This is a genomic window from Kitasatospora sp. NPDC004669 (assembly GCF_040609455.1).
Classification (GTDB): domain Bacteria; phylum Actinomycetota; class Actinomycetes; order Streptomycetales; family Streptomycetaceae; genus Kitasatospora.
Genome location: NZ_JBEXKB010000007.1, coordinates 52,550 through 76,309, shown reverse-complemented (window position 1 = coordinate 76,309; position 23,760 = coordinate 52,550). Strand labels below are relative to the sequence as shown.

At 70.7% G+C, this 23,760-nt stretch carries 25 protein-coding genes; 16 read left to right on the top strand and 9 right to left on the bottom strand.

Going from position 1 to position 23,760, the window contains the following annotated elements:
* Positions 1-76 precede the first annotated feature (76 nt).
* The 8 genes from ABZW30_RS08415 (at position 77) to ABZW30_RS08380 (ending at position 8,368) form a co-directional block, all read left to right on the top strand.
* A complete protein-coding gene (locus ABZW30_RS08415; protein WP_355670254.1) occupies positions 77-232 on the top strand; it encodes a hypothetical protein in 156 nt (51 codons plus the stop codon).
* Positions 233-260: 28 nt separating this feature from the next.
* Positions 261-533: a DUF397 domain-containing protein gene (locus ABZW30_RS08410; RefSeq protein WP_355670253.1), complete on the top strand. Its 273-nt coding sequence runs from the start codon at positions 261-263 to the stop codon at positions 531-533.
* Positions 534-1,092: 559 nt separating this feature from the next.
* Entirely contained in the window at positions 1,093-2,331 is a 1,239-nt protein-coding gene (gene fxlM, locus ABZW30_RS08405; protein WP_355670252.1) for a methyltransferase, FxLD system, read from the top strand.
* A 55-nt stretch (positions 2,332-2,386) separates the two neighbouring features.
* Positions 2,387-2,557 carry an FxLD family lanthipeptide gene (locus ABZW30_RS08400; protein WP_355670251.1) on the top strand — a complete coding sequence of 57 codons (171 nt, stop codon included), beginning with the start codon at positions 2,387-2,389 and terminating at the stop codon, positions 2,555-2,557.
* 114 nt (positions 2,558-2,671) lie between these two features.
* On the top strand, positions 2,672-5,728 hold the full coding sequence (locus ABZW30_RS08395; protein WP_355670250.1) for a lantibiotic dehydratase: 3,057 nt from the start codon (positions 2,672-2,674) through the stop codon (positions 5,726-5,728).
* A complete protein-coding gene (locus tag ABZW30_RS08390) occupies positions 5,725-6,897 on the top strand; it encodes a lanthionine synthetase C family protein (RefSeq protein WP_355670249.1) in 1,173 nt (390 codons plus the stop codon). Before ABZW30_RS08395 ends, ABZW30_RS08390 begins: the two co-directional genes overlap by 4 nt.
* Positions 6,879-7,874, top strand: a complete 996-nt coding sequence (locus ABZW30_RS08385; protein ID WP_355670248.1) for a thiopeptide-type bacteriocin biosynthesis protein — start codon at positions 6,879-6,881, stop codon at positions 7,872-7,874. Before ABZW30_RS08390 ends, ABZW30_RS08385 begins: the two co-directional genes overlap by 19 nt.
* 104 nt (positions 7,875-7,978) lie before the next feature.
* On the top strand, positions 7,979-8,368 hold the full coding sequence (locus ABZW30_RS08380) for a hypothetical protein (protein ID WP_355670247.1): 390 nt from the start codon (positions 7,979-7,981) through the stop codon (positions 8,366-8,368).
* A gap of 184 nt (positions 8,369-8,552) precedes the next feature.
* Here the strand turns inward: ABZW30_RS08380 and ABZW30_RS08375 are convergent, their stop codons facing one another.
* The gene (locus ABZW30_RS08375; protein ID WP_355670246.1) at positions 8,553-8,867 is read right to left on the bottom strand and encodes an ASCH domain-containing protein; all 315 of its coding nucleotides are present in this window, start codon (positions 8,865-8,867) and stop codon (positions 8,553-8,555) included.
* Between the two features lie 405 nt (positions 8,868-9,272).
* Here ABZW30_RS08375 and ABZW30_RS08370 point away from each other — a divergent pair, with 405 nt between their 5' ends.
* Positions 9,273-10,199 (top strand): DUF5655 domain-containing protein, encoded by a 927-nt coding sequence (locus ABZW30_RS08370; RefSeq protein WP_355670245.1) that lies wholly within the window; start codon positions 9,273-9,275, stop codon positions 10,197-10,199.
* A gap of 116 nt (positions 10,200-10,315) precedes the next feature.
* Here ABZW30_RS08370 and ABZW30_RS08365 read toward each other — a convergent pair whose 3' ends face one another.
* From ABZW30_RS08365 to ABZW30_RS08330, 8 genes are all read right to left on the bottom strand, one after another.
* Positions 10,316-11,128, bottom strand: a complete 813-nt coding sequence (locus ABZW30_RS08365) for a hypothetical protein (RefSeq protein WP_355670244.1) — start codon at positions 11,126-11,128, stop codon at positions 10,316-10,318.
* Positions 11,129-11,268: 140 nt separating this feature from the next.
* Complete coding sequence (locus tag ABZW30_RS08360; RefSeq protein ID WP_355670357.1) at positions 11,269-11,574, bottom strand: DUF317 domain-containing protein; 306 nt, start codon at positions 11,572-11,574, stop codon at positions 11,269-11,271.
* Between the two features lie 81 nt (positions 11,575-11,655).
* Positions 11,656-11,937 (bottom strand): DUF317 domain-containing protein, encoded by a 282-nt coding sequence (locus ABZW30_RS08355; protein WP_355670356.1) that lies wholly within the window; start codon positions 11,935-11,937, stop codon positions 11,656-11,658.
* A gap of 304 nt (positions 11,938-12,241) precedes the next feature.
* A complete protein-coding gene (locus ABZW30_RS08350; protein ID WP_355670243.1) occupies positions 12,242-12,730 on the bottom strand; it encodes a hypothetical protein in 489 nt (162 codons plus the stop codon).
* A 78-nt stretch (positions 12,731-12,808) separates the two neighbouring features.
* Positions 12,809-13,573, bottom strand: coding sequence for a DUF317 domain-containing protein (locus ABZW30_RS08345; protein WP_355670242.1), 765 nt, complete (start codon positions 13,571-13,573; stop codon positions 12,809-12,811).
* Positions 13,574-13,664: 91 nt separating this feature from the next.
* Positions 13,665-14,051, bottom strand: coding sequence for a hypothetical protein (locus ABZW30_RS08340; protein WP_355670241.1), 387 nt, complete (start codon positions 14,049-14,051; stop codon positions 13,665-13,667).
* Positions 14,048-14,860 (bottom strand): DUF317 domain-containing protein, encoded by an 813-nt coding sequence (locus tag ABZW30_RS08335; RefSeq protein WP_355670240.1) that lies wholly within the window; start codon positions 14,858-14,860, stop codon positions 14,048-14,050. The genes ABZW30_RS08340 and ABZW30_RS08335 overlap by 4 nt, the downstream gene beginning before the upstream one ends.
* A gap of 125 nt (positions 14,861-14,985) precedes the next feature.
* The gene (locus ABZW30_RS08330) at positions 14,986-15,747 is read right to left on the bottom strand and encodes a site-specific DNA-methyltransferase (protein ID WP_355670239.1); all 762 of its coding nucleotides are present in this window, start codon (positions 15,745-15,747) and stop codon (positions 14,986-14,988) included.
* 671 nt (positions 15,748-16,418) lie between these two features.
* Here ABZW30_RS08330 and ABZW30_RS08325 point away from each other — a divergent pair.
* From ABZW30_RS08325 to ABZW30_RS08295, 7 genes are all read left to right on the top strand, one after another.
* The gene (locus ABZW30_RS08325; protein WP_355670238.1) at positions 16,419-17,600 is read left to right on the top strand and encodes an NlpC/P60 family protein; all 1,182 of its coding nucleotides are present in this window, start codon (positions 16,419-16,421) and stop codon (positions 17,598-17,600) included.
* 79 nt (positions 17,601-17,679) lie between these two features.
* Complete coding sequence (locus ABZW30_RS08320; RefSeq protein WP_355670237.1) at positions 17,680-17,988, top strand: DUF6112 family protein; 309 nt, start codon at positions 17,680-17,682, stop codon at positions 17,986-17,988.
* 3 nt (positions 17,989-17,991) lie between these two features.
* Positions 17,992-18,696, top strand: coding sequence for a hypothetical protein (locus tag ABZW30_RS08315; protein ID WP_355670236.1), 705 nt, complete (start codon positions 17,992-17,994; stop codon positions 18,694-18,696).
* 83 nt (positions 18,697-18,779) lie between these two features.
* Positions 18,780-20,174, top strand: coding sequence for a type IV secretion system protein (locus ABZW30_RS08310; protein ID WP_355670235.1), 1,395 nt, complete (start codon positions 18,780-18,782; stop codon positions 20,172-20,174).
* Positions 20,175-20,277: 103 nt separating this feature from the next.
* A complete protein-coding gene (locus ABZW30_RS08305; protein ID WP_355670355.1) occupies positions 20,278-21,735 on the top strand; it encodes an SCO6880 family protein in 1,458 nt (485 codons plus the stop codon).
* 17 nt (positions 21,736-21,752) lie between these two features.
* Positions 21,753-22,196, top strand: a complete 444-nt coding sequence (locus tag ABZW30_RS08300; RefSeq protein WP_355670234.1) for a DUF6238 family protein — start codon at positions 21,753-21,755, stop codon at positions 22,194-22,196.
* Positions 22,197-22,239: 43 nt separating this feature from the next.
* Positions 22,240-23,730 (top strand): ATP-binding protein, encoded by a 1,491-nt coding sequence (locus tag ABZW30_RS08295; protein WP_355670233.1) that lies wholly within the window; start codon positions 22,240-22,242, stop codon positions 23,728-23,730.
* The last annotated feature ends 30 nt before the right edge of the window (positions 23,731-23,760 follow it).

The window sequence follows — 23,760 nt, the reverse complement described above, 5'->3', positions numbered from 1 at the left end:
GCAGGTCACGGTCCGCGCTTCGGAGCGGTCCCGGAATTGGGCAACGGAGTCCCCGGCATCTGCAAAGATGCGGCTGGTGAACACCTGGCCGACCTCCACCATCTACATCACCTCCCCGCAGGCGGTACAGGGCATGGCCCCGGCCCCTGGTCGGCCCGGCTGTCAGCACACGGACGACGAAGAGCTGACCTGGCGCCTGGGTCGCGCCACCGGGCAGGAGGCCAGCCGATGATCGGATGCCGGTACCGATGGAGGACGAGATGAGCGAGACCCAGCGGCCCGAGACCGCAGGGGTGGTGAAGAGGGTGGTTGCCGAGGAGGAGTTGGCCACCCTGACCTGGTACGGCGCGCCTGGCGACACAGAGGGGCCACAGGTCGCCTTCCTTAGCGATGGCTACGTGTTGATGCGCCATGGCGCGGACCACAGCGCCCCCTTCCTGATCTACACCCCCAGCGAGTGGGAGAAGTTCCAGCTTGGCGCCGCCGATGGGGAGTTCGATGAGGTGGAACAGCAGACGCCGAGCGCCGGATAGCTGGCACTCGTCAGCCACCTCATGACAGGTCGGCAAGCTGGCGCGCAGGGCCCTGAGCACGCCGCACGGCGCCATCAAGCTCTTCGACGCCACACCTGATGGCCCTTCACCCATTCGGCCAGGCACGGGGGGACATCCCCATTTTGGGGACGAGTTCTGGCCGATATCCCAGACTGGCCTGCGGCCACCGCCGGGATGGCTCCGATGCTGCTCACCACCACCGCAGCGGCCCGGCGCGGGCCGGGGGCCGGATCGGACGAATGTGGCCGGATCGGGTGACCTGCGCCCCGGGCGCACTGCGGATTGGCCGGAAACCCTGGAGAACCGGGCGCAGGCCGCTGTTTACGGTGAGCATCCTCTCAACTACCGACCGCCCTGGGGGACTCCCGTGCCACCCTGCCACGCCATCCTGACAGTCCGTCACCGACGGTCAGGAGCATCTCCGTGCACCCGTAGCCGGATGGCGAGCAGCTGACAGTGACACCCCCTAGGCTGTCCCATCCAACTCGCCGCCCTCACTGGTGAGTTGAAACGATCATCGCATGAGAGAGAAGCCCGCATGACAAACACAGTGGAGGCGGCCATCAGCCCCGAAATCACTCCCGAGCAGCTGCGTGGGCAGATGATCAGCGAGCTGAAGCGCTCCGGGGACCTCACCTCGCCCGCGGTGGAGGCCGCGCTGCGAAAGGTGCCTCGCCACGAGTTCACCCCCGAAGCGCCGCTGGAGAGGGCCTACGCCGCCTACGACGCCGTGGTGACGAAGAGCAGCGAGCACGGCGTCGCGATGAGTTCGGTGTCCGCCCCGCAGATCCAGGCATTCATGCTGGAACAGGGCGGCATCGGCCCCAGCATGAGGGTCCTGGAGATCGGCTCGGGCGGCTACAACGCCGCGCTCATCGCGGAACTGGTCGGCGAGGACGGCCAGGTCACCACGATGGACATCGACCCGGACGTCACCGAGCGGGCGCAGCGGCTCCTCAAGCAGCACGGTTACACAGGCGTCCAGGTGGTGACCGGGGACGCGGCAGTGGGGATCGCCGACCGTGCGCCGTTCGACGCGATCCTTGTCACGGCCGGGGCATGGGACATCGCACCTGCCTGGCGCGACCAGCTCGCCGAAGGTGGCCGCCTCGTGGTGCCACTTCGCGTGCGCGGACTGACCCGCTCGATCGCCTTCGTTCGCCGCGGCTCCCGGTTGGAGAGCGAGTCGGTGCGGGTGTGCGGCTTCGTGCCGATGCAGGGCGAGGACGAGCACCACACCCAGGTGCTGCTGCCGACGGGGACCGAGGAGATCGGTCTCAAGTTCGACGACGAGGTCATGGGCGATCCCAGCGACCTCGACAACGCCGTGAAGACGCCCAGGGTCGAGACGTGGACCGGGGTGACCATCGGGCGGCAGCAGCCGTTCGACACCTTGCAGCTGTGGCTGGCCACGAAGCTGGACGGGTTCTGCACCATGGCCGTCCGCGACGACCTGGACACCGGCATCGTCGCCCCCGCGAACAAGTGGTTCTCCATGGCCGCGGTCGCGGGCAACTCCTTCGGCTACGTCACCTGGCGGCGCCTCGAAGGCGACGATGGGGGCGTGGAGCTGGGCGTTCACGCTCTGGGCACGCAGGCCGCCGAGCTGGCCGAACAGGTCGCCGACCACATCCGCTCGTGGGACCGCGAGCAGCGCGGCGGCCCCGGTCCGGCCTTCGCCGTCTATCCGGCCGGCACCGAAGACGACCAGCTGTCCGGCGAGCGCGTCGTGAACAAGCGCAACAGCCGGATCACGATCTCCTGGCCCGCGGCCTAACGGCCGCAGACCAGGCGTCCTGTACCACCCCACCGATCAAGGAGTGTGAACACCCATGACGGCTGCTCTGCTGACCGAGTCCGCGACCAGCGAGGACGAGCTGTTCGACCTGGACGTCAAGGTCGTGGTCGCCGCGCACCCGAGCGGGAAGCTCATGTGCTCCACCGGCGACGGCTGCGGCACCACCTGCTCCACCGGTGCCAGCGCCTGCCCCTCGGCGATCTAGAACCTCTCCGGCCCAGCTGAGAGAGGCGTGCACGGGTGGGCCGAAGGACTCCCCTTCGGCCCACCCACGCCACCCTGGGCAACAGCCGCCATCCGGAGAGCAGGAGGGGAACCCTTGAGCAAGGCGATACCGGTCTACCGGGCAAGCGGCGCGGCCATGCTGCGCGCCAGCACCTACCCGGCCGGCCTGGAACTACCGGCCGCCCCCGATCCGGCCGCGAAGAACGCCACCGAGCAGGCCAGGCACTGGCTCGCGACGGTGTGGAACTGCCCTGAGGTCCGGACAAGCGTGCTGCTGGCCAGCCCCGTGCTCGGCCAGCAGATCGAGCGCGCAACTCAAGGCGCGGGCAACCCTCGGCGCGTCCACCGCCTCGTGCTGTCCCTCGCCACCTACCTGGCACGCTGGCAGCGCCGGCCGACCCCGTTCGGCGACTTCGCGGGCGTCACCGGCCTCGAGATCGGCGGCGGCAGCGCCGCCGCCGTGTGGGGGCAGCACCACGAGCGCGTTGTGCGCGCGGACGGGGGCTGGCTCGCCGGGATCATCGCCCGGCTGGAGAGCACGCCCCGCCTGCTGGAACGGCTGCCGGTCCTGGCGAACAACACCGCCACCGTGCGCGGGGACCGCATCGTGACGCCCGGCGTCCCCGCAGGCAGCGACGCCCTGCTGATGCCGCCCGTCGATGTGTCCGTGCGCGCCACCGCGCCCGTGCGGCTCGCGCTGGAACTCGCCGGGGCCCACCCGGTGCCCTACTGGTCGGTCCGGGATGCGCTGGCCGACCGCTACCCGACGGTGCGTCGGGAGCGGCTGGACGCCCTGCTGACCGGGCTGGTCGAGCAGCAGTACTTGGTGACGGCCCTGTGGCCACCAATGACCAGCGCGGACGCGCTCGGCCACGTGTGCCATGTCCTGGACGCCGCCCACGCTGACGACCTTCCCGAAGTCGCCGACCTGGCCGCCGAGCTGAGGCACGCCAAGGCCGCGCTGCGCGAGCCCGACACAGCACCCACGGTCGTGGTGGAGCGGATGCGGGCGGTGCACCAGGGCGACACCGTGCCCGTGATGGCAGATGTCCGCCTTGATGCGCAGGTGCGGCTTCCCGCCGCGGTGGTCCGCGAAGCCGAGGGCGCTGCCGCCGCCCTGGTCCGCACCTCCGCGCACCCCTACGGCCCCGCGCGATGGCGGGACTACTTCTTCCGGTTCCGCGACCGGTACGGCGTCGGCGCGGTCGTCCCGGTGCTGGAGCTGACCGCCGACAGCGGACTCGGCCTGCCGGCCGATTTCCTCGGCTCATCCCGGCGCAGCGCCCCGCGCCCGGTCACCGACCGCGACAAGACGGTGCTGGCGCTGATCCAGCAGGCGATGGTGGACGGCACGGATGAGATCGTGCTGACGGACTCCGTGATCAGGGACCTTGCCGACTGGCAGGACGAACCCGTACCGCCGGGCCGGATCGAGGTGTGCTTCGAGGTCCACGCGCCGACCCTGGCGAATTTGGACCGTGGGCGATTCGAGCTCGCCATCACCGGTGCTCCCCGCCCCGCCAGCAGCATGGCCGGCCGGTTCAGCCACCTGTTTGACCAGCATGAGCGGCAGCTGTGGGCGGACAGCTTCACGACCGGCACCGCCGCCACCGCGGTTCAGCTGTCCTTCGCCCCGCGCCGACGCCGCGACGACATGCTTGTGCGCTGCCCTCAGTTACTGCCGCAGGTCATCCCCCTCGGAGACCACCTACCGAGCGGGCCTGGCGTGCTGGCGGTGGCAGGTCTCGGCGTGACCATCGACGCCCACCGGTTCCACCTGGTGGAGCTGTCCACCGGCCGTGAACTCGAGCCGCGGGTCCTGCACGCCTTGGAGGCCGAGCGGCACACGCCGCCGCTGGCCCGGTTCCTTGCCGAGCTGACCACCGCGCGCTGCCAGGTCTACATCGCGTTCGACTTCGGCACCGCCGCGAAGATGCCGTTCCTGCCCGGCGTCCGCTACCGGCGCACGCTCCTCGCCCAGCCCCGATGGCTTCTGCCACCCACCGCCGTACCCGCCACCTCGGCCCCAGCCGCAGCATGGGACGAGGCCCTGGCCGCGTGGCAGGCACGCTGGCGGATGCCGGACCGCGTCGCGCTCGTGGAAGGCGAGCAGCGGCTCCCGCTCGACCTCACCCACCCCGTGGACCGGCAGCTCCTTCGCTCACGGCTCGCCCGCGCCACGGAACCGGTCGAGCTGCGGCGCGCCCCCGACCCGAAGGCGTTCGGCTGGCTCGGCCGGCCTCACGAAGTCCTTCTCGCGCTCCACCACCAACCCACCACCCCGGCGCGGACGAAGCTGGCCCCGGCACGGCCCGTGGCCACTGCGGGCCCGCTCCAACTCCCAGCGGACGGCGGCGTTCTGCACGCACGGCTGGCCGGGCACCCGGACCGCTTTGACGAGATCCTGACCCAGCACCTGCCCGTGCTCCTGGAAAGCCTCGGCCCCGAAGCCGAGTGGTGGTTCCAGCGGCACAACGAGACCGCTCGCCCCGACGCCGACCAGCACCTTGCCCTGTTCGTCCGTCTACCGCAGCAGCACCACCGTGACGCGCTGGACGGCATCGGCGGGTGGGCGGCACGGCTTCGTGACCAGCGGCTCCTCGCTCAGCTGGCCCTGACGGGCTACCAGCCCCTGGCCGGCCGATACGGGCACGGCCCGGCGCTGGACGCCGCGCATGCCATCTTCGCCGCCGACAGTACCGCCGCCCTCGCCCAGATCCACACCGCACAGACGTCCGACACCCCCGCGCAGGCACTCGCCGCCGCCAGCATGGCCGACATCGCCACCGCGCTCGCCCCGACGGAGGGCTTGCGGCTGCTGTGCGAGGTGCTGCCCCGCCACACCGGCCCCCTCGACGCGGAACTACGAGAGGCCGCCGAACACCTGGCCAGCCCGAACGGGCCGTCACCCGCCCTTCGCGACCTGCCGGGCGGGGACCTGATCGCCGACACCTGGCGGCACCGCGCCGCCGCCCTCACCGCCTACCGCACCCACCTCGACCAGCAACACCGAGACCCCGCACCGGTGCTGCGTTCCCTGCTGCACGAGCACCACCTGCGCGCGGTAACCGCCGACCGCACCCGCGAGCGCACCACCGAGCGCCTGGCGCGGGCCTGCGCGCTGGCCGGGACCGCCCGGAGGCTGGCGTGACGGCCACCAGCGCCGCCACCGAGGACGAGCAAGCCTGGGCCGCGCAGAGCCTCGACAGCGGGGCCGCCGGGACAGCGCTGCTGCACATCGAGCGCGCCCGCACCGGCCACGGCGACTGGAAGCAGGCACACGCCTGGATCACTCGAGCCACCGCCCACCAGCTGAACGGCAGCCCGAGCGCAGGACTGTTCCTCGGCGTACCAGCGGTCGCGTTCGTCCTGCACGCCGCCACCGACCCGCCTCAGCGCTTCCAGACCGCCCGCACCGTGCTGGACCATCACGTCCGCGACATCGCCCACCAGCGCGCCCATGCCGGCCTGGCCCGCATCACCTCCGGACAGCCCCCGCGCTTCCACGAGTACGACCTGCTGTACGGGCTCACCGGCATCGGCGCGCTGCTGCTGCGCACCCAACCGGGCAGCGCGGCCCTCGAACACGTCCTGACCTACCTAGTCGCGCTTACCCGCCCCCTGAACTACCAGGGGCAGCGGCTGCCAGGCTGGTGGGTCGGCCACGGTCCACGCTGGCACGACGGCGCGTACCACGGCCCCCAGCACCTCAACCTCGGCGCAGCCCACGGCATCACGGGTCCGCTGCTGCTGCTCTCCCAAGCCGCCTGCCAAGGGATGACCGTGCCGGGCCAGCTCGACGCCATCCGGACCGTCTGCGCCTGGCTGGACCTGTGGCAGCAGCACGGCCCGGCGGGGGCGTGGTGGCCCGAGACCGTCACCACAGCGGAGATCACCGCCGGGCGTCCCAAGCAGTCGCGCCCCGGCCGGCCGAGCTGGTGCTACGGCACCCCCGGCATCGCCCGCGCCGGACAGCTCGCCGCCCTCGCGCTCGGCGACGAACAACAGCAACGCGGCTACGAACGCGCGCTCGCCGACTGCGCGGCCGACCCCACCCAGCTCCAGCAGATCACCGACCCCGGGCTGTGCCACGGCTGGTCCGGGCTCTACCAGACCCTCTGGCGCGCTGCCCAGGACGCCACCACCCCCGACCTGCCCCGGATGCTGCCCGTCCTGGGCGAGCAGCTACGCCAAGCCGCCGACACCGCCCACGGCGACGGCTTCCTGAACGGCCGGGCTGGAACCGCGCTCGCCCTGGCCACCCACACCACGAACCAGCCACCCGCCACCGGATGGGACGCATGCCTGCTGATCGACTGACCACCCTCCCCGAACAGCCCCTCGCGCCGCCGACCGATCCCGCGCGGGTCGAAGCCGCGGTCTGGTGCGTCCTCGCCGGGACACCCGTCACCGACGCGGCTGCCGCTGCCGGACTCGACCCGCACCAGCTGGCCGCCGCCGCCGAGACCTACCAGCAGGCCGGCCGGGACGCCCTCCGCCAGCAGACCGCCGCCACCTGCTGGCAGGCGTACATCCAGTTCACCAACTGGCCCGCTGCCGAAGCCATCGCCGCCCAGCACCTCGCACCCGCGCTCCACGCCGCCGAAGCCGCAGGCACGACCTGGTGGATCATCCGCAAGCACCCCTGCTGGCGACTCCGCCTCCACCACGACCCACACCACAGCGACGCACCCGCCACCGTGACCGCCGCACTCGACGTCCTCACCGCCAGCGGAGCGGCCCGCTGGTGGACGGGCCTGTACGAGCCGGAAACCTTCGCGTTCGGCGGCGACCACGCAATGGCCATCGCGCACCGCCTATTCCACGCCGACAGCCGCGCCATCCTCCACCACTCTGCATTCGAGCCCTGGCCGCTCGGCCGCCGCGAACTGTCCGTGCTGCTGTGCACCACGATGTTCCACGCCGCCGGGCTGGAGTGGTACGAGATGGGCGACGTCTGGCAACACGTCAGCCACGAACGCCCACTCCCGGACCATGTGCCGCTGGACCAGCTGCCCCGAACGGTGGAACAGATTAGGCAGTTGCTCCTCGCCGACACCGAACCGGACGGCCCGCTGTTCCACCACCAAGGCCCTGCCGCATTCGCCGCACCCTGGGCGGACGCATTCCGCCAGGCCGGGACCACACTCGGCGCCGATGCCCGAGCAGGCGCGCTCGACCGCGGTCTGCGCCGTGTCCTCGCCTACCACGTGATCTTCCACTGGAACCGGCTCGGCATCCCGTACACGGCACAGGGAGTACTCGCCCGCGCCGCAAGGGACGCCATCTTCGGATGAGAGCGGCCGACGGGCGTGTCAGTGCCCCTTCTTGACACGCTCCCGCGGCACCCTCGTTCTCGTCTCCGCAGGCACCCCTTGGACCGCACCACCAGGAGGACCCAGTGTCATACCCGCAACTGCTCACCCCCGAGGAGAAGCTCGCCGACGCGAAGAAGCTGTTGAGCCTCCCGCGTATCGTCGTGATCTGCGGCTCCACCCGCTTCATGACCGAGATGAACGAGGCCGATCTGCGGGAGACCAAAGCCGGAAAGATTGTCGTCAAACCGGGCTGTGACATGAAGTCGCCGCACGAACTTTGGTCCGATCCTGTCGAGGCCGAGGCGCTGAAGGTTCAACTCGACGATCTGCACCGGGCGAAGATCCGGCTCGCCGATGAGGTGCTCGTAGTCGGCGACTACATCGGAGACAGCACCCGGGCCGAAATCGCCTACGCCCGGTCGCTGGGCAAGCCCGTGCGGTTTACGCACCCCGAAGTCGACCCTGACGCCTGACCGCCCGCTGCCACCTCGACAACCAGGGCCGGCAGCCCACCGCCTGACCGTCTCGCGGTGGCTTCGGCCGCCGCCCACCCCAAACCCTCCGCAGGCATCCCTTGGAATTGATCATCTTCTAGGCGGCAGGCGCTGGCCTGCTCGGTGCTCGGCAAACAGCCGGTGGGCGCTGACGGGCACGAGATCAGGTCAACTCGACTTCGATCGCCAGCACGCCCAGCGCCTCCTTCTCCGGGCTATAGATCCGCCGGAGGTTGACGAGTTGCTGCTGTCGCGACGCCTCGGGATCAATCCTCGCGGGCTCCTCCGCATCGAGCAGCTGGTCGAACGACTCATACGCGGTCGCCCTCTTGACCCGCGCGAGGCACACGCCGGCCTCACTGTCGAACCGGATGAAGTCACCAGACGCCAGCTCACTGAACTTGGGATAGAGGACCCTGACTTCAATGTTCTTCTTTCCCGAGGCCAGCACCCGGAAGTACCGGTCGTACAGGTGCATGGAGTAGGTCCGGGCTTCAGGCCGAGCGTCCATCAGACGGCAAGTCCCTTCGAGAGAGCCAGTCGGCGCGGCCAAGGGCCGCTGCCGAAGAATGTGCACCACCGGGTGCATGTTAAGCCGGGGACACCCAACGCGTCACCGACATCCTGACCTTGCTCACGAATGACCCGCACCACCGCCCACGGCCACGGCGAGGCTTAGCGGAGGAAGACCGCGACCACGGCGAAGACGAAGAACAGGCCAGACGTCAACGCGCCTGAAATCGCTCCGGCATTCCCTGGCAGCCTATTCCCGCCCGCCGGAAATTGGGATATACGCAACAAAGGCTTCCACCTCCACAAGTGTGCACATATCCTGTGCGGCCCGGCCCTCGAAGGTGGGGGTCGGAGGTACGAGGGGGAGCTGGTGGCGGCGGCTGGTCTGAAGCTGTTCAAGGACGTCGATGGTAAGGCTGTCGAGCTGGCCGGTGCCACGGTGGCTCTGGAGCGGCATCTCCAGAGCTATATCGAGCGGAACATGGAAGGGCTGCTCGGCGTGCGGTTTTTGGCATCGGAGTACTACACCGGTGCCCGGCATGCCGGACGGATCGACTCGCTGGGTTTGGATGAGGACTTCTCGCCCGTCATCGTCGAGTACAAGCGCACCCGTGGTGAGAGCATTCTGACCCAGGGGCTTTACTATCTCGCATGGCTGAGGGACCACACGTCGGAGTTCGAGGCGCTGGTCGCCAAGCGACTCGGCATCGAGGTAGCGGCCCGGGTTGATTGGAGCAGTCCTCGCCTGATCTGTATTGCCGGCGATTTCACGCGGTACGACGCCCATGCCGCGCAGGAGGTCGGGCGACGCGTGGACTTGGTCCGTTACACGAGTTTCGGTGACGGGCTCCTCGCGCTGGAATCGCTGGTCACGGTTGCCGGGGCTGCCGATGCGCCGTCCGCTCGGAGCAGTTGTTCGCCCAACGCCTCGGCGCCTTCGGCAAAGGCGAAGACCGTGACGGAGAAGCTCGGGCAGGCTCCGCAGTCGCTGCAGGACCTCTATGCCGACTTGGATGCTCGGCTGCTGGCTCTCGGTGACGTGCACAGCGTGCCGCTGCAGGAGTACTTCGCCTACCGGCGCTCGAGCAACTTCGCGTGCGTGAAGGTGCTTCCGCGTGAGCACGCGCTGCTGGTCTTCCTGAAGGTCGACCCGTCGGCGGTGGAGCTGGTCGAGGGATGGACCCGGGACGTCCGCGAGATCGGCCACCACGGCACCGGGTCGCTGGAAGTCCGGATCAGGTCCGTGGAGGATCTGGCGCGGGCGCACGAGCTGTTCGAGGCCAGTTACGCCGCATAGCCCCCACGGCCCAGGCCGGCGGCGGACGTCCGTGTCCGCTGCCGGCCTTCGCTGTGCCCGACACGGGGCGGCGCGGGCTGTCGGCGGACGCGGACGAATCCGCTGGGACGACTGGTTCAGCGGGCGGGGCCGGTTCCTGCGTGCCTGGGCAGTCCGGTGATCAGTGCGCGTTCGCGGACCAGGTCGGCGTGGAACTCCGGTGCGTTGGGGTCGAGCGCCTCCATCGCCTCGTCGATGGCAGTCAGGGCTTCTTGCCGTCGGCCGAGGGCTCGCAGAGCGCCGGCGGTGCGCAGCAGCATGACGGGGTCACCGCGGTCGAAGACGGGTCGGGCGGCGAGGCGGAGGATGTGTTCGGCTTGGTCGGGAAGGTCGGTGCCGAGCCAGAGGCCGTGCAGGAGTGCGTGGCAGACCTGAAGGTTGTCGCCGGCCTCCTCCAGGCTGCGCTGGGCTGTGGGTAGCCCTGCCAGGTGGGATTGGCCGAGCAGGGCGAAGGCGTGCAGGGCACGGGTGTAGGGATCCCACTGGTTGCGCTGGGCTTCGGGAGCCTGGTCGAGGATCTTCTGGATGCTGCGGCACCGGAAGTCGTATCGCAGGGCGACCAGTTGGAGGTGGACGAGGGCCCTTGCGTAGGTGCGGTCCGTCCCTGGATGCAGCAGGTGGCTGGTGCCGGTCAGGTAGGTGGTGGCGCTGTTGTGGCGGGTGCGGGCGTACCAGGCAATCTGGTTGCAGAAGGCGGCGCTGGTGGCCCAGCCGGCGTCGGCGAGGCTCAGCCAGCGGGCGGCTTCTGTGGGCCAGGGCTGGCCGGCGTCGATTGTCTGCTCGATCAGGCTTCGGGTGGCTTGGAAGGCGGTGGCGCGCAGGTCGTCGCGGTGCACGGCCGCGGCGAGGGCGGCGTACGAGCCGGGGGTGTCGAGGAGGCTGCGGATCATGATTTGCTGGGCGTGGGGGTGGCTGGCGGCGCGGGCGATCCGTTCGATGGTGTGGATCGGGTCGGTGGGGGTGGTGTCGTGCCTGCTCAGGTCTGCTCCGTTCGTCGGGAATCGGCACCCGGGGCCGAGCTGGTGGGCGGTCAGCGGGTGCGGCGGCTGCGGGCGGTGGCCGGGATGGGTGTGGCGACCGGGGCTGCGGTGGTCGGTCGATTTGCGTTGGCGATGCGGGCGCGTTGGCCGAGGGTGACTGCGGCAGCGGGCCGAGGGCGTCGCGCTTCGATGCGGGCCTGGGTCAGGTTGGGGGCGGGCACCTGGCCGTACAGGCGGGTGGCGGGCAGCGGCTCGACGACCTCGTCGAGTGCCGCGGTGATCAGTGCGGTCGGGGTATGGAGGGTGAAGCGGGCTTCCCATCGGGCTTCGGTGTATCCGCGTGGCCCGCCCCAGATTGCGATTGGGGTTGCCGTCGGGGAGACGTGCAGGCCGTCGTCGACCGGTAGCTGGATGCCTGCGGTGCGGTCGTCGCGGTGCTAGCGGGCGGGGTTGGCGGGATCCTGCTGCCACGGCTGGTCGGCCGCCTCAAGTGCGTAACGAATCGCCTCGTGGCGGGGGTGAGCGCCCCACAGGAGATCGTCGCGGGCCATCGCCGACGGGGAGTTCAGCGCCGCGGTCAGGCGGTGGGCGACGGCCATCACGATCTCGACCGGCGTGCGGGTGCAGAAACGTGCCTGCCAGGCAAGTTCGCCGATGGGCGACTCGTGGACCGCGATGGTCCAGCGAGGCCCGTGCCTCGTCTCGTGGTCGAGTTCGATCTTCGCCGTGAGCTGATCGTGGACGGCGAGGGTGGTCTCGTCGTGCGGCCGGTAGCGCTGCCAGGTGGGGCAGTCCTCGAAGAAGTCGGCAAAGGCCGCGTCGGCGTCGCCTGGTCCGGCCAGGTGGCCCGGAGTGATGGTGACGAGTGTGTCGGGGGTCAGCGCGTGTCCTTTTGGGGATTAGGCCGGGCCGCCATCGGCGGCCGGCACGATGACGAGGTCAGGAAGCAGACGCATCTGCGGCGCGGCTGGGGCGGGTGGCGGTGTGCTCGGCTGGCTTCCTCGCGGTGTCGAGGGGCGGGGGTCAGCGCGTTCGGGGCTTCGCCGGGGAGGCCGTCGCCGAGGTCGCCGTCGGCGGGTTGGTCAGGGCGGCCTGGACGGTGTCGGCGCGTCCGTTGATCCGCACGCGGGACGGGGCCTTGACCTGCGCCGGCGGCGAGTCCGCGAAGACCGCGAGGTACTGGGTGATGGCCTGTCGCATCGGCTCAGGGTGGAGGTGTTCGCTCTTATGGAGCTGGTCGAGGTTGTCCAGCGTCGGGTGCATCTGCCCCGAGGTGCGTGGCGGGATCGTCCGGTGGCTCTCGAAGTCGAAGGTGTTGGAGCCCAGTTCGGACCCGGTGTCATGGCGGACGATCCGGACACGGATACCACTGTAGGTACCGAAGTGTGTTCCGTTCGCCAGCTCGGCGGTGACGATCAGGTCACCGCGGCGGGCGAGCTGCTGGTGCCCGACCGCGACCCCGCCGGGCAGCGGCGCGAGGAGGTTGAAGACGGTGGCGTGATCGACGGCCATACGGCTCCTACTCAAGAGGTTGGGAGGGTGCCCGGCGGCTCGGGGTTCCGGACGGGCGGTGGCAGGCTGACGCCGGGATCAGGGGCGTCGCCTGGCGGAACCTGTGGACTGCCCAGCAGCAGGTGGCCTCGGGTCGAGGCCACCTGTGGGGCTGTGTCCGGTGGTGCGGGTGACGGCGGCGCTACGTCGGGCGGTGTCCTGGTGGACGGCACTGTCCGGACGGGCGTTGACGTGCTGGAGGAGTTCCTCGTCCATCCAGTCGGGGTCGCGGGTCAGCGGGGCCGGGTCGGTGAGCGCTTGGGTGAAGGCGTCGGTCACGACGGATGGGGTGCCGGTCGTGAACAGGGCCTGCCACCAGGGGATGCCGGCGTCCGCCGGTCCGGCTTCGATGGCCAGGTTGCAGCGTCCCATGAGGTCCAGCGGCCCGGCGTTGGGGCGCAGGGTGGCGCGGGCCAGGCCGTCGCTGGATTCGAAGTGCTTGACGCCGTCTGCGTCTTGGTGGTGTGACCAGCCTGCCTGGCGCAGGGCGTTTGTGATGTCGTCGCGTCCGTGCGGCGGCTGGAAGGCGGGGTGGGCGTCGCCGGTCCAGTCCACTTCGCGGGTCTCGTGCCGCAGGGTCTGAACGGTGGCGGCGATCAGCTCGGCGGGTGTGTCCCGGGAGAATCCCGCCATCCACTCGGGCACGGCCAGGGGCTCGCGGGCGGCAGCGATCCGCCAGGAGGCGCCCGGATCGATTTGGTAGTACCCGATGCGGAAGCGGTGGCACGGGCTCCACGCGAAGCCTTGCTGCAGTTCGTAGTTGTAGTCGTGGCCCCAGCTCCATTCCTTGATGAGGTCGAGCACGGCTCCTGGGCCTTCGTATCCGGCCAGGTAGCGGGGGGAGATGTCGATGGGCCGGTCCCTCGCCAGGGGTTCTCCTTGGTCGTCTCTGCGTTCACCGGCCTGCCCGAGCCGGGACGGTGGGGCTGCTCGCGGCGCTGTTGGCCTGGGCGGCCGGTGGTGCGCTGATGACGGGCGTGCTCGCACCGGCAGCCCAGGCGGCGGGTGAGGATGCGCGGGCGGCCTGGGCTCGGTCGGCTACGGGAATGGTGACCGGTGCGGTGGTGAGGTGGGGCAGGCAGGCCGAGTGGAGGTCGGAGCGGTAGCGCTGGACCGGGGCGGTGGTGAGCAGGGGGCGGCTGGCGGCTGTGGTCGAACTCCTCGGCCTGATCTGCAGCATGAGCGGTGCCGACTCGTCTCCTCCGACCGCCACGATGCGGCCGTCCGCCTCCCGGCGGATCGACACCGTGTTCGTCTCTGTCGCGTCGTCAGTTCCGTTCACGGCTGCCTCCCCGCCGCGCGGGTGGGCGCGGCTGCGTGGGACCAGGGGTCGTCGGGCAGGCTGAGGTCGGTGCTGACCGTGGCGGCGCTGCGGCTCTGGGCGGCGATGAACCGTGGCCGATGGCGCGGCTCGCTGCGGATGTCGCTGCGGTGTACGGCCGGGATCTGGGAGGCGCGGCGTATCGCCGGGACCGGCTGGGTCACCTCACCCAGTGCTGCGGTGATCAGAGTCGTCGGTGTAAAGGGGGTGAAGGTGGCCTCCCAACGCGGATGGTCCTCGCTGCGTGGGCCGCCCCAGACGGTGAACATCGGGAACACCCTCGCCTCGGAGGTCCCCTGGACGGCGCGGATCGTGACGCCGGCCGTGCCATCGGAGGAGCTGAACGACGTCTGGTGCTCGGTCGTGGTTCGGTTCCACGAGGTGGCTGCGGCTTCCGCCTCACCTTCGATGGCGATGTCCCTGGACAGCCGCCCCCAAAGCGCCTCGGCCTGCTGCCAGTTCGACGGGTGCGCAAGCGCGTAGGAGAGTCGGCGGGCGACGGCGGTCACCACCTCATGCGGTGTGCGCGCGGAGAACCTGGCACGCCAGGCGAGTTGCCCGACCGGCGACTCGTAGGAGGCGATCGTCCACCTCGGCCCGTCCGTCTCCTCGTGGTTCAGTTCAATCTTGGCGGTCAGCTGCTCGTGGATGGCGACCGTGGTGTCCTGGCCGTGGCTGTAGCGGTTCCAGGACGGGTGCTCGTCAAGGAAGGCGGCGAGGGCGGCCTCCGGGTCACCGGGGCCGGCCAGGTATCCCGGCGAGACGATCATCTCCGGGTCGGCGGTGGCGGGGCGCTGCTGGACGCTCAGGGTTTCTCCTCAGGTGGCTGGTGCGGGTTGGTGGCTCGGGCCGGGGCAGCGGTGGCGCCGGCCCGAGCCGGGGCGGTGGGGTGCAGCTACTGCGCGGCGGCGCCCTGGTGCTCGCTGGTGTCGGCGAGCTGGCGGGCGGTCTTGGCCAGGCGCTGTTCGGCGATATCCCGGTAGTGGGCGGTCATCTCGATCCCCAGGAACGAGCGCCCCTCCAGCAGGGCTGCCACGCCGGTGGACCCGGAGCCCATACAGAAGTCGAGGACGGTGCCGCCGGGCGGAGCGATCTTGACGAGTTCGCGCATCACCTCCACCGGCTTCTGGGTGATGTGCTGCCTCTTCGCCCCGGCCGGCTGGCTGGCGGAGTACAGGCCCGGCAGGTAGACGGGATTACGGTCACCGTCGATCGCGCCCTTGCTGCCCCACAGGATGTACTCGCAGTCCTGGCGGAAGCGGCCCTTCTGCGGCCTGCTCTGGGGCTTGTGCCAGCTGATCGCGCCGCGCCAGATCCAGCCGCCGGCCTGAAGCGCATCGCTCGAGACCGGGAACTGTCGCCAATCCGTGAAGATCAGCGCCATGCCGCCGGGCTTGGTGACCCGGTACGCCTCGGTCATGAGCTGGGTGAGCCAGAAGCCATACGACCTCTGGTCCTTGTTCTCGCCGGGGAAGTCGGCCAGGTCGTTCTTGGAGCCTCCGGTGGTGTACTTCTCGCGCGCGGTACGGCTGGTGCGCTCCTTGGCGGTGGTGCCACCGCTGTTGTACGGCGGGTCCGTGATGACGGCGTCCACCGTCGCGGGGTCGAGTTCGGTCAGGCGGGTCAGGGCATCGCCCTGGTAGGTGCGGAAGGTCAAGTGGGAGTGGTCCTCGGGTAGGGGGCGGGGGTGGCGGTCCGACGGCTCGATGCTCTGCGGCCGGGCTGCGGCGGGGATCGGGGCGCGGCCTGGTCGGACTTCGCGGAGGACGTTAGGGGCGGCGTCGGCCGTTTTCCAAAAAATCGGCGCCATGGGATGGCTTATGTCGATTTTTTGGAAAACGGCCGGTCGCTGCGTAGCTTCTTGCCCGTCGACGCCACCCGGCGCACTGACGGCCTGATCTCCGATTTTTTGGAAAACGGCCGCAGGTCGCCCTACCGTCGTCGCACTGCTGCCGGACCGCGCCCGGCGGGAGGTTCAGGGCCGATTTTTTGGAAAACGGCCGGCCCTCGCCCTAGCGTCTTGGCCAGCAGGAACGACCCACTACTCACCTTCGGGGGCACATCCATGTCCACTTCCGCCTGACCCGTCCTGTCGTCATCCGCCGACCCTGATCGTCCTTCGGCGGTTCGTTCCGCACCCCGTTTCACCCATTACGCGCTGGGCCCCGCCTATTTCCGCAAGGGGCTTATTCGGCCTGCCCGAAAACAGTGCCCACAGTAGAGGAGAGGCGTTATTTCCAACGTCCAGTCGCCGATTTTCGGCCTGTCCGCCGCCCGCCCGCCGACTACGCCACCGATCCCGCCGGGAGGTGTCGTGCTGGGGGTGCGATGAGCGGCAAGGCGGTAGCTGCCGCCGTGGGCGTGGTCGCCCTCGCGCCGGTGGCACTCGCGCTGCCAGTCGTGCTGATGGCCGCGGGCAACGCGCAGGCCACATGCTCGTCATCCACAGGTGTGGGCACGCCTGTGGACAGTTCGGCGGTCGACGCCGAGGTGAAGGCGATCCTGTCCGGGCAGTCAACCGGTTCAACCTCCGTGCAGGGCCTCGACCTTCCCTCCGTGCAAATCCCCAACGCGCAGATCATCGTGCAGAAGGGCGTCGAGCTGCAGATGCCGGCGCGTGGCCAGGTCATCGCTCTGGCGACCGCTTTGCAGGAGAGCGGGCTTCAGAACCTGCCGGGTGGAGACCGGGATTCGGTCGGGCTGTTCCAGCAGCGGCCCTCGCAGGGCTGGGGCACAGCCGCCCAGATCAGCCAACCCGCCTACGCGGCTGGCGCGTTCTATCAGGCGCTGCTCAAGGTGCCGGGCTGGCAGGACCTGCCGGTCGCCGAGGCCGCCCAGGCCGTGCAGGGCTCCGGGTTCCCGGACGCGTATGCGAAGTGGGAGCCGCTGGCGACCGCTCTGCAGCAGGCCCTGGTCAAGACGATGGGCCAAAGCGCGACGCCGTCACCCCAGCCATCCGGTAGCGGGAGCCCGTCACCCCAGCCATCCGGCGGCGGGAGCCCGGCACCCACGAAGCCGGCTCCGGCCGGCGCCTGCGGCTCGGCGCCGGGCGGCACCGACTGGGGCACCATCCCGCCAGGGGTCCTGCCGGCCGGCTACCAGATCCCCACCGATGCTCCACCCGCGGTGCAGAACGCGATCCGCTACGCCCTCGGCCAGCTGGGCACCCCGTACCAGTGGGGCGGTTCCTGCACCGCCGCGCACGGCCCCGACCCGATGGGCCGGTGCGACTGCTCCAGCCTGATGCAGCAGTCGTACGCGGCAGCGGGTGTGACCATCAGCCGCACCACCTACACCCAGGTCAACGATGGCAGCCCGGCCAGCCTCGATGCCCTGCGCCCGGGTGACCTGCTGTTCATGGAGGGCACACCGCAGGCCCCGGAACACGTCGGGATGTACATCGGCGACGGCCTGGTGGTGCACGCCCCGCACACCGGAACCGTGGTCTCCGTCTCGACCCTGGCCTCGTGGCGGCCGAGCGTTCTCGCCGCCCGCCGCATCGTCGCCTGAGCCCCCTTCCCTCCCCACCTCCGCACGCCAACTCTCCCTCCGGCATGCCCTTTTACCTCTAGGAGTGCTCTTTTTGTCCATGATCCTCGCCGACACGGTGCGCCAGCTCGCCTTTGACCCGGGCATCGCTCCGGCCGAAGGCGGCCTTCCCGGCCTGTCCGTGCTGAAGACCGTGGTGTCCAGCGTCAACCTGTTCGCCGTGATCGCCACCGTCGGCGCCCTGTGCGTCTCGGGCGTCGTCTGGGCCTGGGGCCACCACTCGGGCTCGCACGGCGCGGAAGCCAAGGGCAAGCAGGGCGCGATGGTCGCCGCCGGCTGCGCGCTGCTGCTCGGTGCTGCCAACGGCATTGTCGCGTTCTTCAGCGCCATGGGAACGCAGGTGCACTGACCGATGTCTGACTCCCAGTACGGACAGGGCCGTTCGGTTGTCGGCCGACGGCTGCTGATCGGGCTGGGTGTGCTGCTGGCCGTCGCTCTGCTGGCCGGGCTCGGTGCCCGGCTGGCGGGCGGCGGCCACGCCTCCCACCCCGACACCGCCTCCCCCACGCCTACCATCGGCGCCCCTTCCCCGTCGCGTTCGGCGACGGCTACCGCGTCCGCGCCCGCCAGTCCCACTGCGTCCGACGGTGACGTGCCGTCGGTGCCCTCGCCCCCGCACACCAACTCGCCGACCGACTACGCGAAGGCGTTCGCCGCCGCACTGTGGTCCTACGACACCCGGCGCCTAACCCAGGCCCAGGAGGTCAACGGTCTGCGCCTGTGGCTCACGTCGGAGAACCAGTACGCCGACGGCGCCTCCGTCGAGGCGCAGGTGCCGGACCCGGTGCTGTGGAGCCGGATGCGCGACAACGGCCAGTTCGCCACCGCCACCGTCGCCGAGGCCCACCTGCCGTCCGCGTTCCAGACTGCTATCGCGCAGAACCCGGGCGCGCTGACGACCGCGTACATCTACGCGGTCACCGTGACCGGCTCGCAGCAGATCGCCTGGAACGGCGGCGGCAAGGGCGCCGAGGACCGCGCGCTCACCCTCGCGGTGCAGTGCCGGCCCAACGCCGACTGCGCGCTCGCCTCGATCTCCCAGACCGTCTACCCCTGACCAACTCCCCTGTCCTCTCTGTAAGGAGGTGATCCCTCATCGGGTTCTGCGATCTTCCCGGCGCCGGTCTGATCTGCTCGGCGGTGGGCGGCATCGGCGACTCCATCACCAGCTCGATCGGCAACTGGATCGCCAAGAGCTGCGGCGACCTGGCCCAGTCCGCGGTCGACCTAGCCTCGCGTGCGGTGGACACCACCACCGCGATCGACCTGAACGCGGCATGGTTCCGCTCGAACTACGCGGTCGTGCTGGCCATCGCCCTCGTGATGCTGATCATGACGTTCTGCTTTCAACTCGGGCGCGCGGCATGGAGACGCGACGGCCAGGCCCTCGGCCAGGCGGTCACCGGCACGATCAGTGGCCTGTTCTTCTCCTTCACGGCGATCGCGTTCACCGGCGTCGCCGTCACGGTGGTCGATGCCCTGTCCAAGGGCCTGTTCCAGATCGCCAACTCCTCGGTGAACGATGCCGTCCGGCGGATCGTCAAGATCTCCCTTATCCCCTCGCTCGGCGGGCTCGGCTGGGCCATCGCCACGGTGGTCGCGCTCGGCTGCGCGGTGGGCTGCCTCATGTACTGGGGCATGATGGTCCTGCGCAAGGTCACAGTCCTGGTCCTGGTCGTGCTGGCGCCCCTGGCCGGCGCGGGCGGCGGCTGGGAGCCGACCCGCGTCTGGCGTCAGCGCTGGATCGAGGCGACCGCGACCATCGTGTTCAGCAAGCTGGTGATCACGATCATCTTCCTGCTCGGCGTCAGCGCCATCGGCGACACCAAGCCCGCCGACGGCATCGGCGCGCTGTCCGATGTGATCGCCGGCATCGTCATCATGGCCCTCGTCCTGCTCTCGCCGTTCGCGCTCTACCGCTTCGTGCACTGGGCCGGTGACGGCGCCTCGCACGACCTGCACCGCACCACCGCCGCAGGCCTCCAGGTCGCCCAGGGCGCGGCCAAGAAGGCCGCCAGCATGGCCGCGGGCGGCGCGGGTGGCGGAGCTGCCGCCGCCTCGTCCGCCGCCCCGCAGGGCCCCTCCGAGGTCCCCGGCATGAACAACATCGGCGGCGGCCCGAGCAGCAGCGGCAGCGAATCCTCCACTGGTGGCGGCCAGACCACCTTCAAGTACGCCAACGCGGGCCGGTCGGGCCAGGGCGACGGCGGGGTACCGCTGATCACCCGGCCGCCCACCGACGGCGACCGCGGCCAGCCGCTCATCACCCGCGCGGGCACATCCACCGCCACAGGCGGTGCGACCGGCGCGGGCGCAGCTTCCGGAACGGGCACGGCTTCCGTTGCGGCGCCCACGACGGCAGCGGGTACAGCGGGCGGCGCCACACCGGTTTCCACGGGCTCCGGCCCTGCCAGCGCACCGGCCAGCTCCGGCCCCGCGTTCGACCCGGTCATCGCCTCGGCCCCGGCCAAGCCTGCCACCTCTTCCGGCGCTGGACGCTTCATCTACCCCGGCCCCACCAACAGCTCCTCCTGACGGGCCGACGGCACGCGCCCGCCGTCGCGCACCGGCCCATGCGACGGCGGGCGCTGCCACCGCCCTGCCCCACTCCGCCCCCACACGAGAGAACTGAACCGCCCTGACCGACGAGATACCGACCTCCACCAAGTTCCCCTCCCGAAGCCGCCGAGGCGTCCTGCTCGGCCTGACCGCCTCCCAGCTCACGGTCACCGTCATCACCGGCGGCATCCTGCTGGCCACGCTCATGACCAAGGGGATCGTCGGCGCCGTAGAGCTCACCCCTCTGTGGGCGCTGGCAGCTGCGATCGTGGTGATCCGCTACCACGGCCGCTCCGCCGCCGACTGGGCGCCGATCGCGATCCGCTACTGGCTGCGCCGCACCAAGGGCCAGCTGATCTGGCTCGCCCGTCCCTCCACCCGTCCGCGCCGAACGGGCCTGCTTCACCTGCCCGGCACCGCCGCCAGTCTGCGTGCGGTCTCCAGCCCCGACGGCAACATCGGCGCCATCCACGACCCGAAGACCGGTACCCTCACCGCCGTCACCCGCGTCAGCTCCCGCGCGTTCGCCCTGCTCGACCCCGCCACCCAGGCCAACAACGTCCAGGGCTGGGGCCGCACCCTCGCCGCGCTCTCCCGCTCCGGGCACGTCGCCCGCATCCAGGTCCTCGAGCGCACCGTCCCCGACTCCGGTGACTCCCTGCAGCGGTACTGGGCCGAGCACGGCCGACCCGACGCCCACGTCGCAGGCCCGATCTACCAGGACCTGCTCGCCGCCGCCGGACCCGCGGCAGCGCCGCACGAGGCGTACATCGCGATCGCCCTGGACCTCAAGGCGGCCCGTCGCCTGATCAACCAGGCCGGCGGCGGCCTCTCGGGCGCGTTCGCCGTCCTCGCCCAGACCACCTCCAGCCTTGACCAGTCCGCGCGCGGCGCCGGGCTCGTCCCGGGCGGCTGGCTGACCGCCGAGCAGATCGCCGCCACGATCCGCACCGCCTACGACCCCAAGGCCCTCGCCGGCCTCACCCGCTGGTCCGACAGCGGCCACCCGCAGACCGGCACCGCCGCGGCTGGCCCCGTCGTCCTGGTCGAGGCACCCACCCGCCTGCGCACCGACACCGCCCACCACGCGGTCTTCTGGGTCGAGCAGTGGCCGAGAACCGAGACCCATTTCGGGTTCCTGCACCAGGTGATGTTCACCGCCGGGGTGCGCCGCACTCTCTCGCTCACCTACGACCCGCAGACCCTCGAGGCCGCCCTGCGGGATGTGCAGCGGCAGAAGGCCACCATCGTCGCGGACGCCGCCGAACGCGCCCGTAAGGGGCAGGTCGAGTCCGAGGCCGACGGCCAGGAGTACGCCGACGCCAAGGTCCGCGAGCGCCAGCTGATCGCCGGCCATTCGGACGTCGACCTCACCGGCCTGATCGTCGTCTCCGCCGACACCGCCGAGGAACTGCACTCGGTGACCGCCTCCATCGAGACCGCGGCCGTCAACGCCGGCATCGACCTGCGCCTACTCGAACTCCAGCAGGCCGAAGCGTTCACCACCGGTGCGCTGCCGCTGGCCCGGACCCTCTGACCCGAAGGACACCCCTCGTGCACCACCCGCTGTCCTCCCCGCCGGACCTCCTGCGCTTCGCCACCTCCGCCGTGCAGGTCCACCACCACACCAGCATCCCCGATGACCAGGCGACCTCCCGCGTCGAACTCGACGCCCTCCACGCCCACACCACCGCCCTGTACGCGCTGCTGGATTCCCGCACCGATGCCACCCGGCCGATCGCCGAGCGCGCGGGCGACCACCTGCACGCCGCCCGGATCCGCCTGTGGCAGGCCGCCGAGCACCTCCACGACGCCTACCACGCCGCCCCCAGGGCCGACGGCCGGCTGCCCACCCGCGAAGCCTGTGCCCTGCGCCTGCCCGAGGGCGCACCCGAGATGACCATCTGCCAGCGGCACCTGGCCACCTCCGTCCGCGTGCGGCACATCACCACCCCAACCGACCTGCGTGCGTCCTTCACCGGCCTCGTCCGCCACTGACCGCTTACTCCCACCCCGCCAACGACCCCGAGGAGAAAGACCGTTGCGAGCCAGCGCCAGCGCGCTGTACACCCCCGCCAAAGCTGACCGCGCAGCCCGGCGCCAGGCCAGGCAGGACCTCGCCGCCGCCCGCCGCCAGGCCCGCGACGCCGGACGCCCCGTCCGCAAGCGCGACGCTGCGGAGAGCGACCTCGGCATCCGCCCCGTCTACCCGGCCTCCGGCCGCCCCGGCCCGGCCTCCCTGCGGGGCGGGAAGCTCAAGCTCCCCCGGCACCGCATGACCACCGCCGTCGCCGCCTGTGCCTACCCCTTCCTCGCCGAGGGCGGACTCGGCTCGGAGGGCGTCTACATCGGCCGGGACGTCCACGCCGAAGCGAGCTTCGTCTTCGACCCCTTCGCTCTGTACGGCAAGATCGAAGGCTTCACGAACCCGAACATTTTGCTCGCGGGCGTGATCGGCATGGGCAAGTCCGCCCTCGCCAAGTCCCTCGCGGTGCGGTCCATCGCCTTCGGCTACAGGATCTACGTGCCCTGCGACCCGAAGGGCGAATGGACCTCCGTCGCCCAGGAATTGGGCGGACGGACGATCGCGCTCGGCCCCGGCATGCCCGGAAAGCTCAACCCGCTGGACGCCCCCACAGCCCCGCCGGGCGCGGACCCGCAGGCATGGCAGCTGGAGATCCGCAAGCGCCGCCTCCTACTCCTGGCCTCGCTCGCCCGCACCGTACTCAGCCGCGATCTCGCGCCGATGGAGCACACCGCCCTCGACATCGCACTCGACACCGTCGTCGCCGAGGCCCACGCGGCCAGCCGCACCCCGCTCCTCGGGGACATCGCCTCCCTGCTCGGCGACCCGCAGCGTCTCAACGACGCCCACGGCGACCCCTCACGTCGACTCGGTGCCGCCGCCGAGGACCTCGCCCACGCGCTGCGCCGTCTGGTCGCCGGCGACCTCGCCGGAATGTTCGACGCCCCCTCCACCGTCCAGTTCGATCCGTCGTCACCGATGCTGACCATCGACCTCTCGCGGCTGGGCAGTTCGGGCGACGACACCGGACTGGTGCTCGCCATGACCTGCGCGTCCGCGTGGATGGAGGCTGCCCTCGCCGACCCTGGCTCCGGTCGGCGCTGGGTGATCTACGACGAGGCGTGGCGCGTCCTGCGGCACCTGCCGCTGCTGGAGCGCATGCAGTCCAACTGGAAGCTCTCCCGCGGCCTGGGCATCGCCAACATGCTCGTCATCCACCGCCTGTCCGACCTGCTCTCGGCCGGCGATGCCGGATCCCGTGGCCGGGCGCTCGCCGAGGGCCTGCTGACCGACTGCTCCACCCGCATCATCTACCGGCAGGAAGCCGACCAACTCGCCGCCACCGCCGGACTTCTCGGCCTCACCGGCGTCGAGACCGAGGCGATCTCCAACCTCAACAAGGGCCGCGGCCTGTGGAAGGTCGCCGGAAGATCATTCATCGTTCAGCACCTGCTCCACCCGGCCGAACGCATGCTCTACGACACCGACGCCCGGATGCATTCCTGACCAGCCCGCACCCACCGGCCCCAAGCCAGT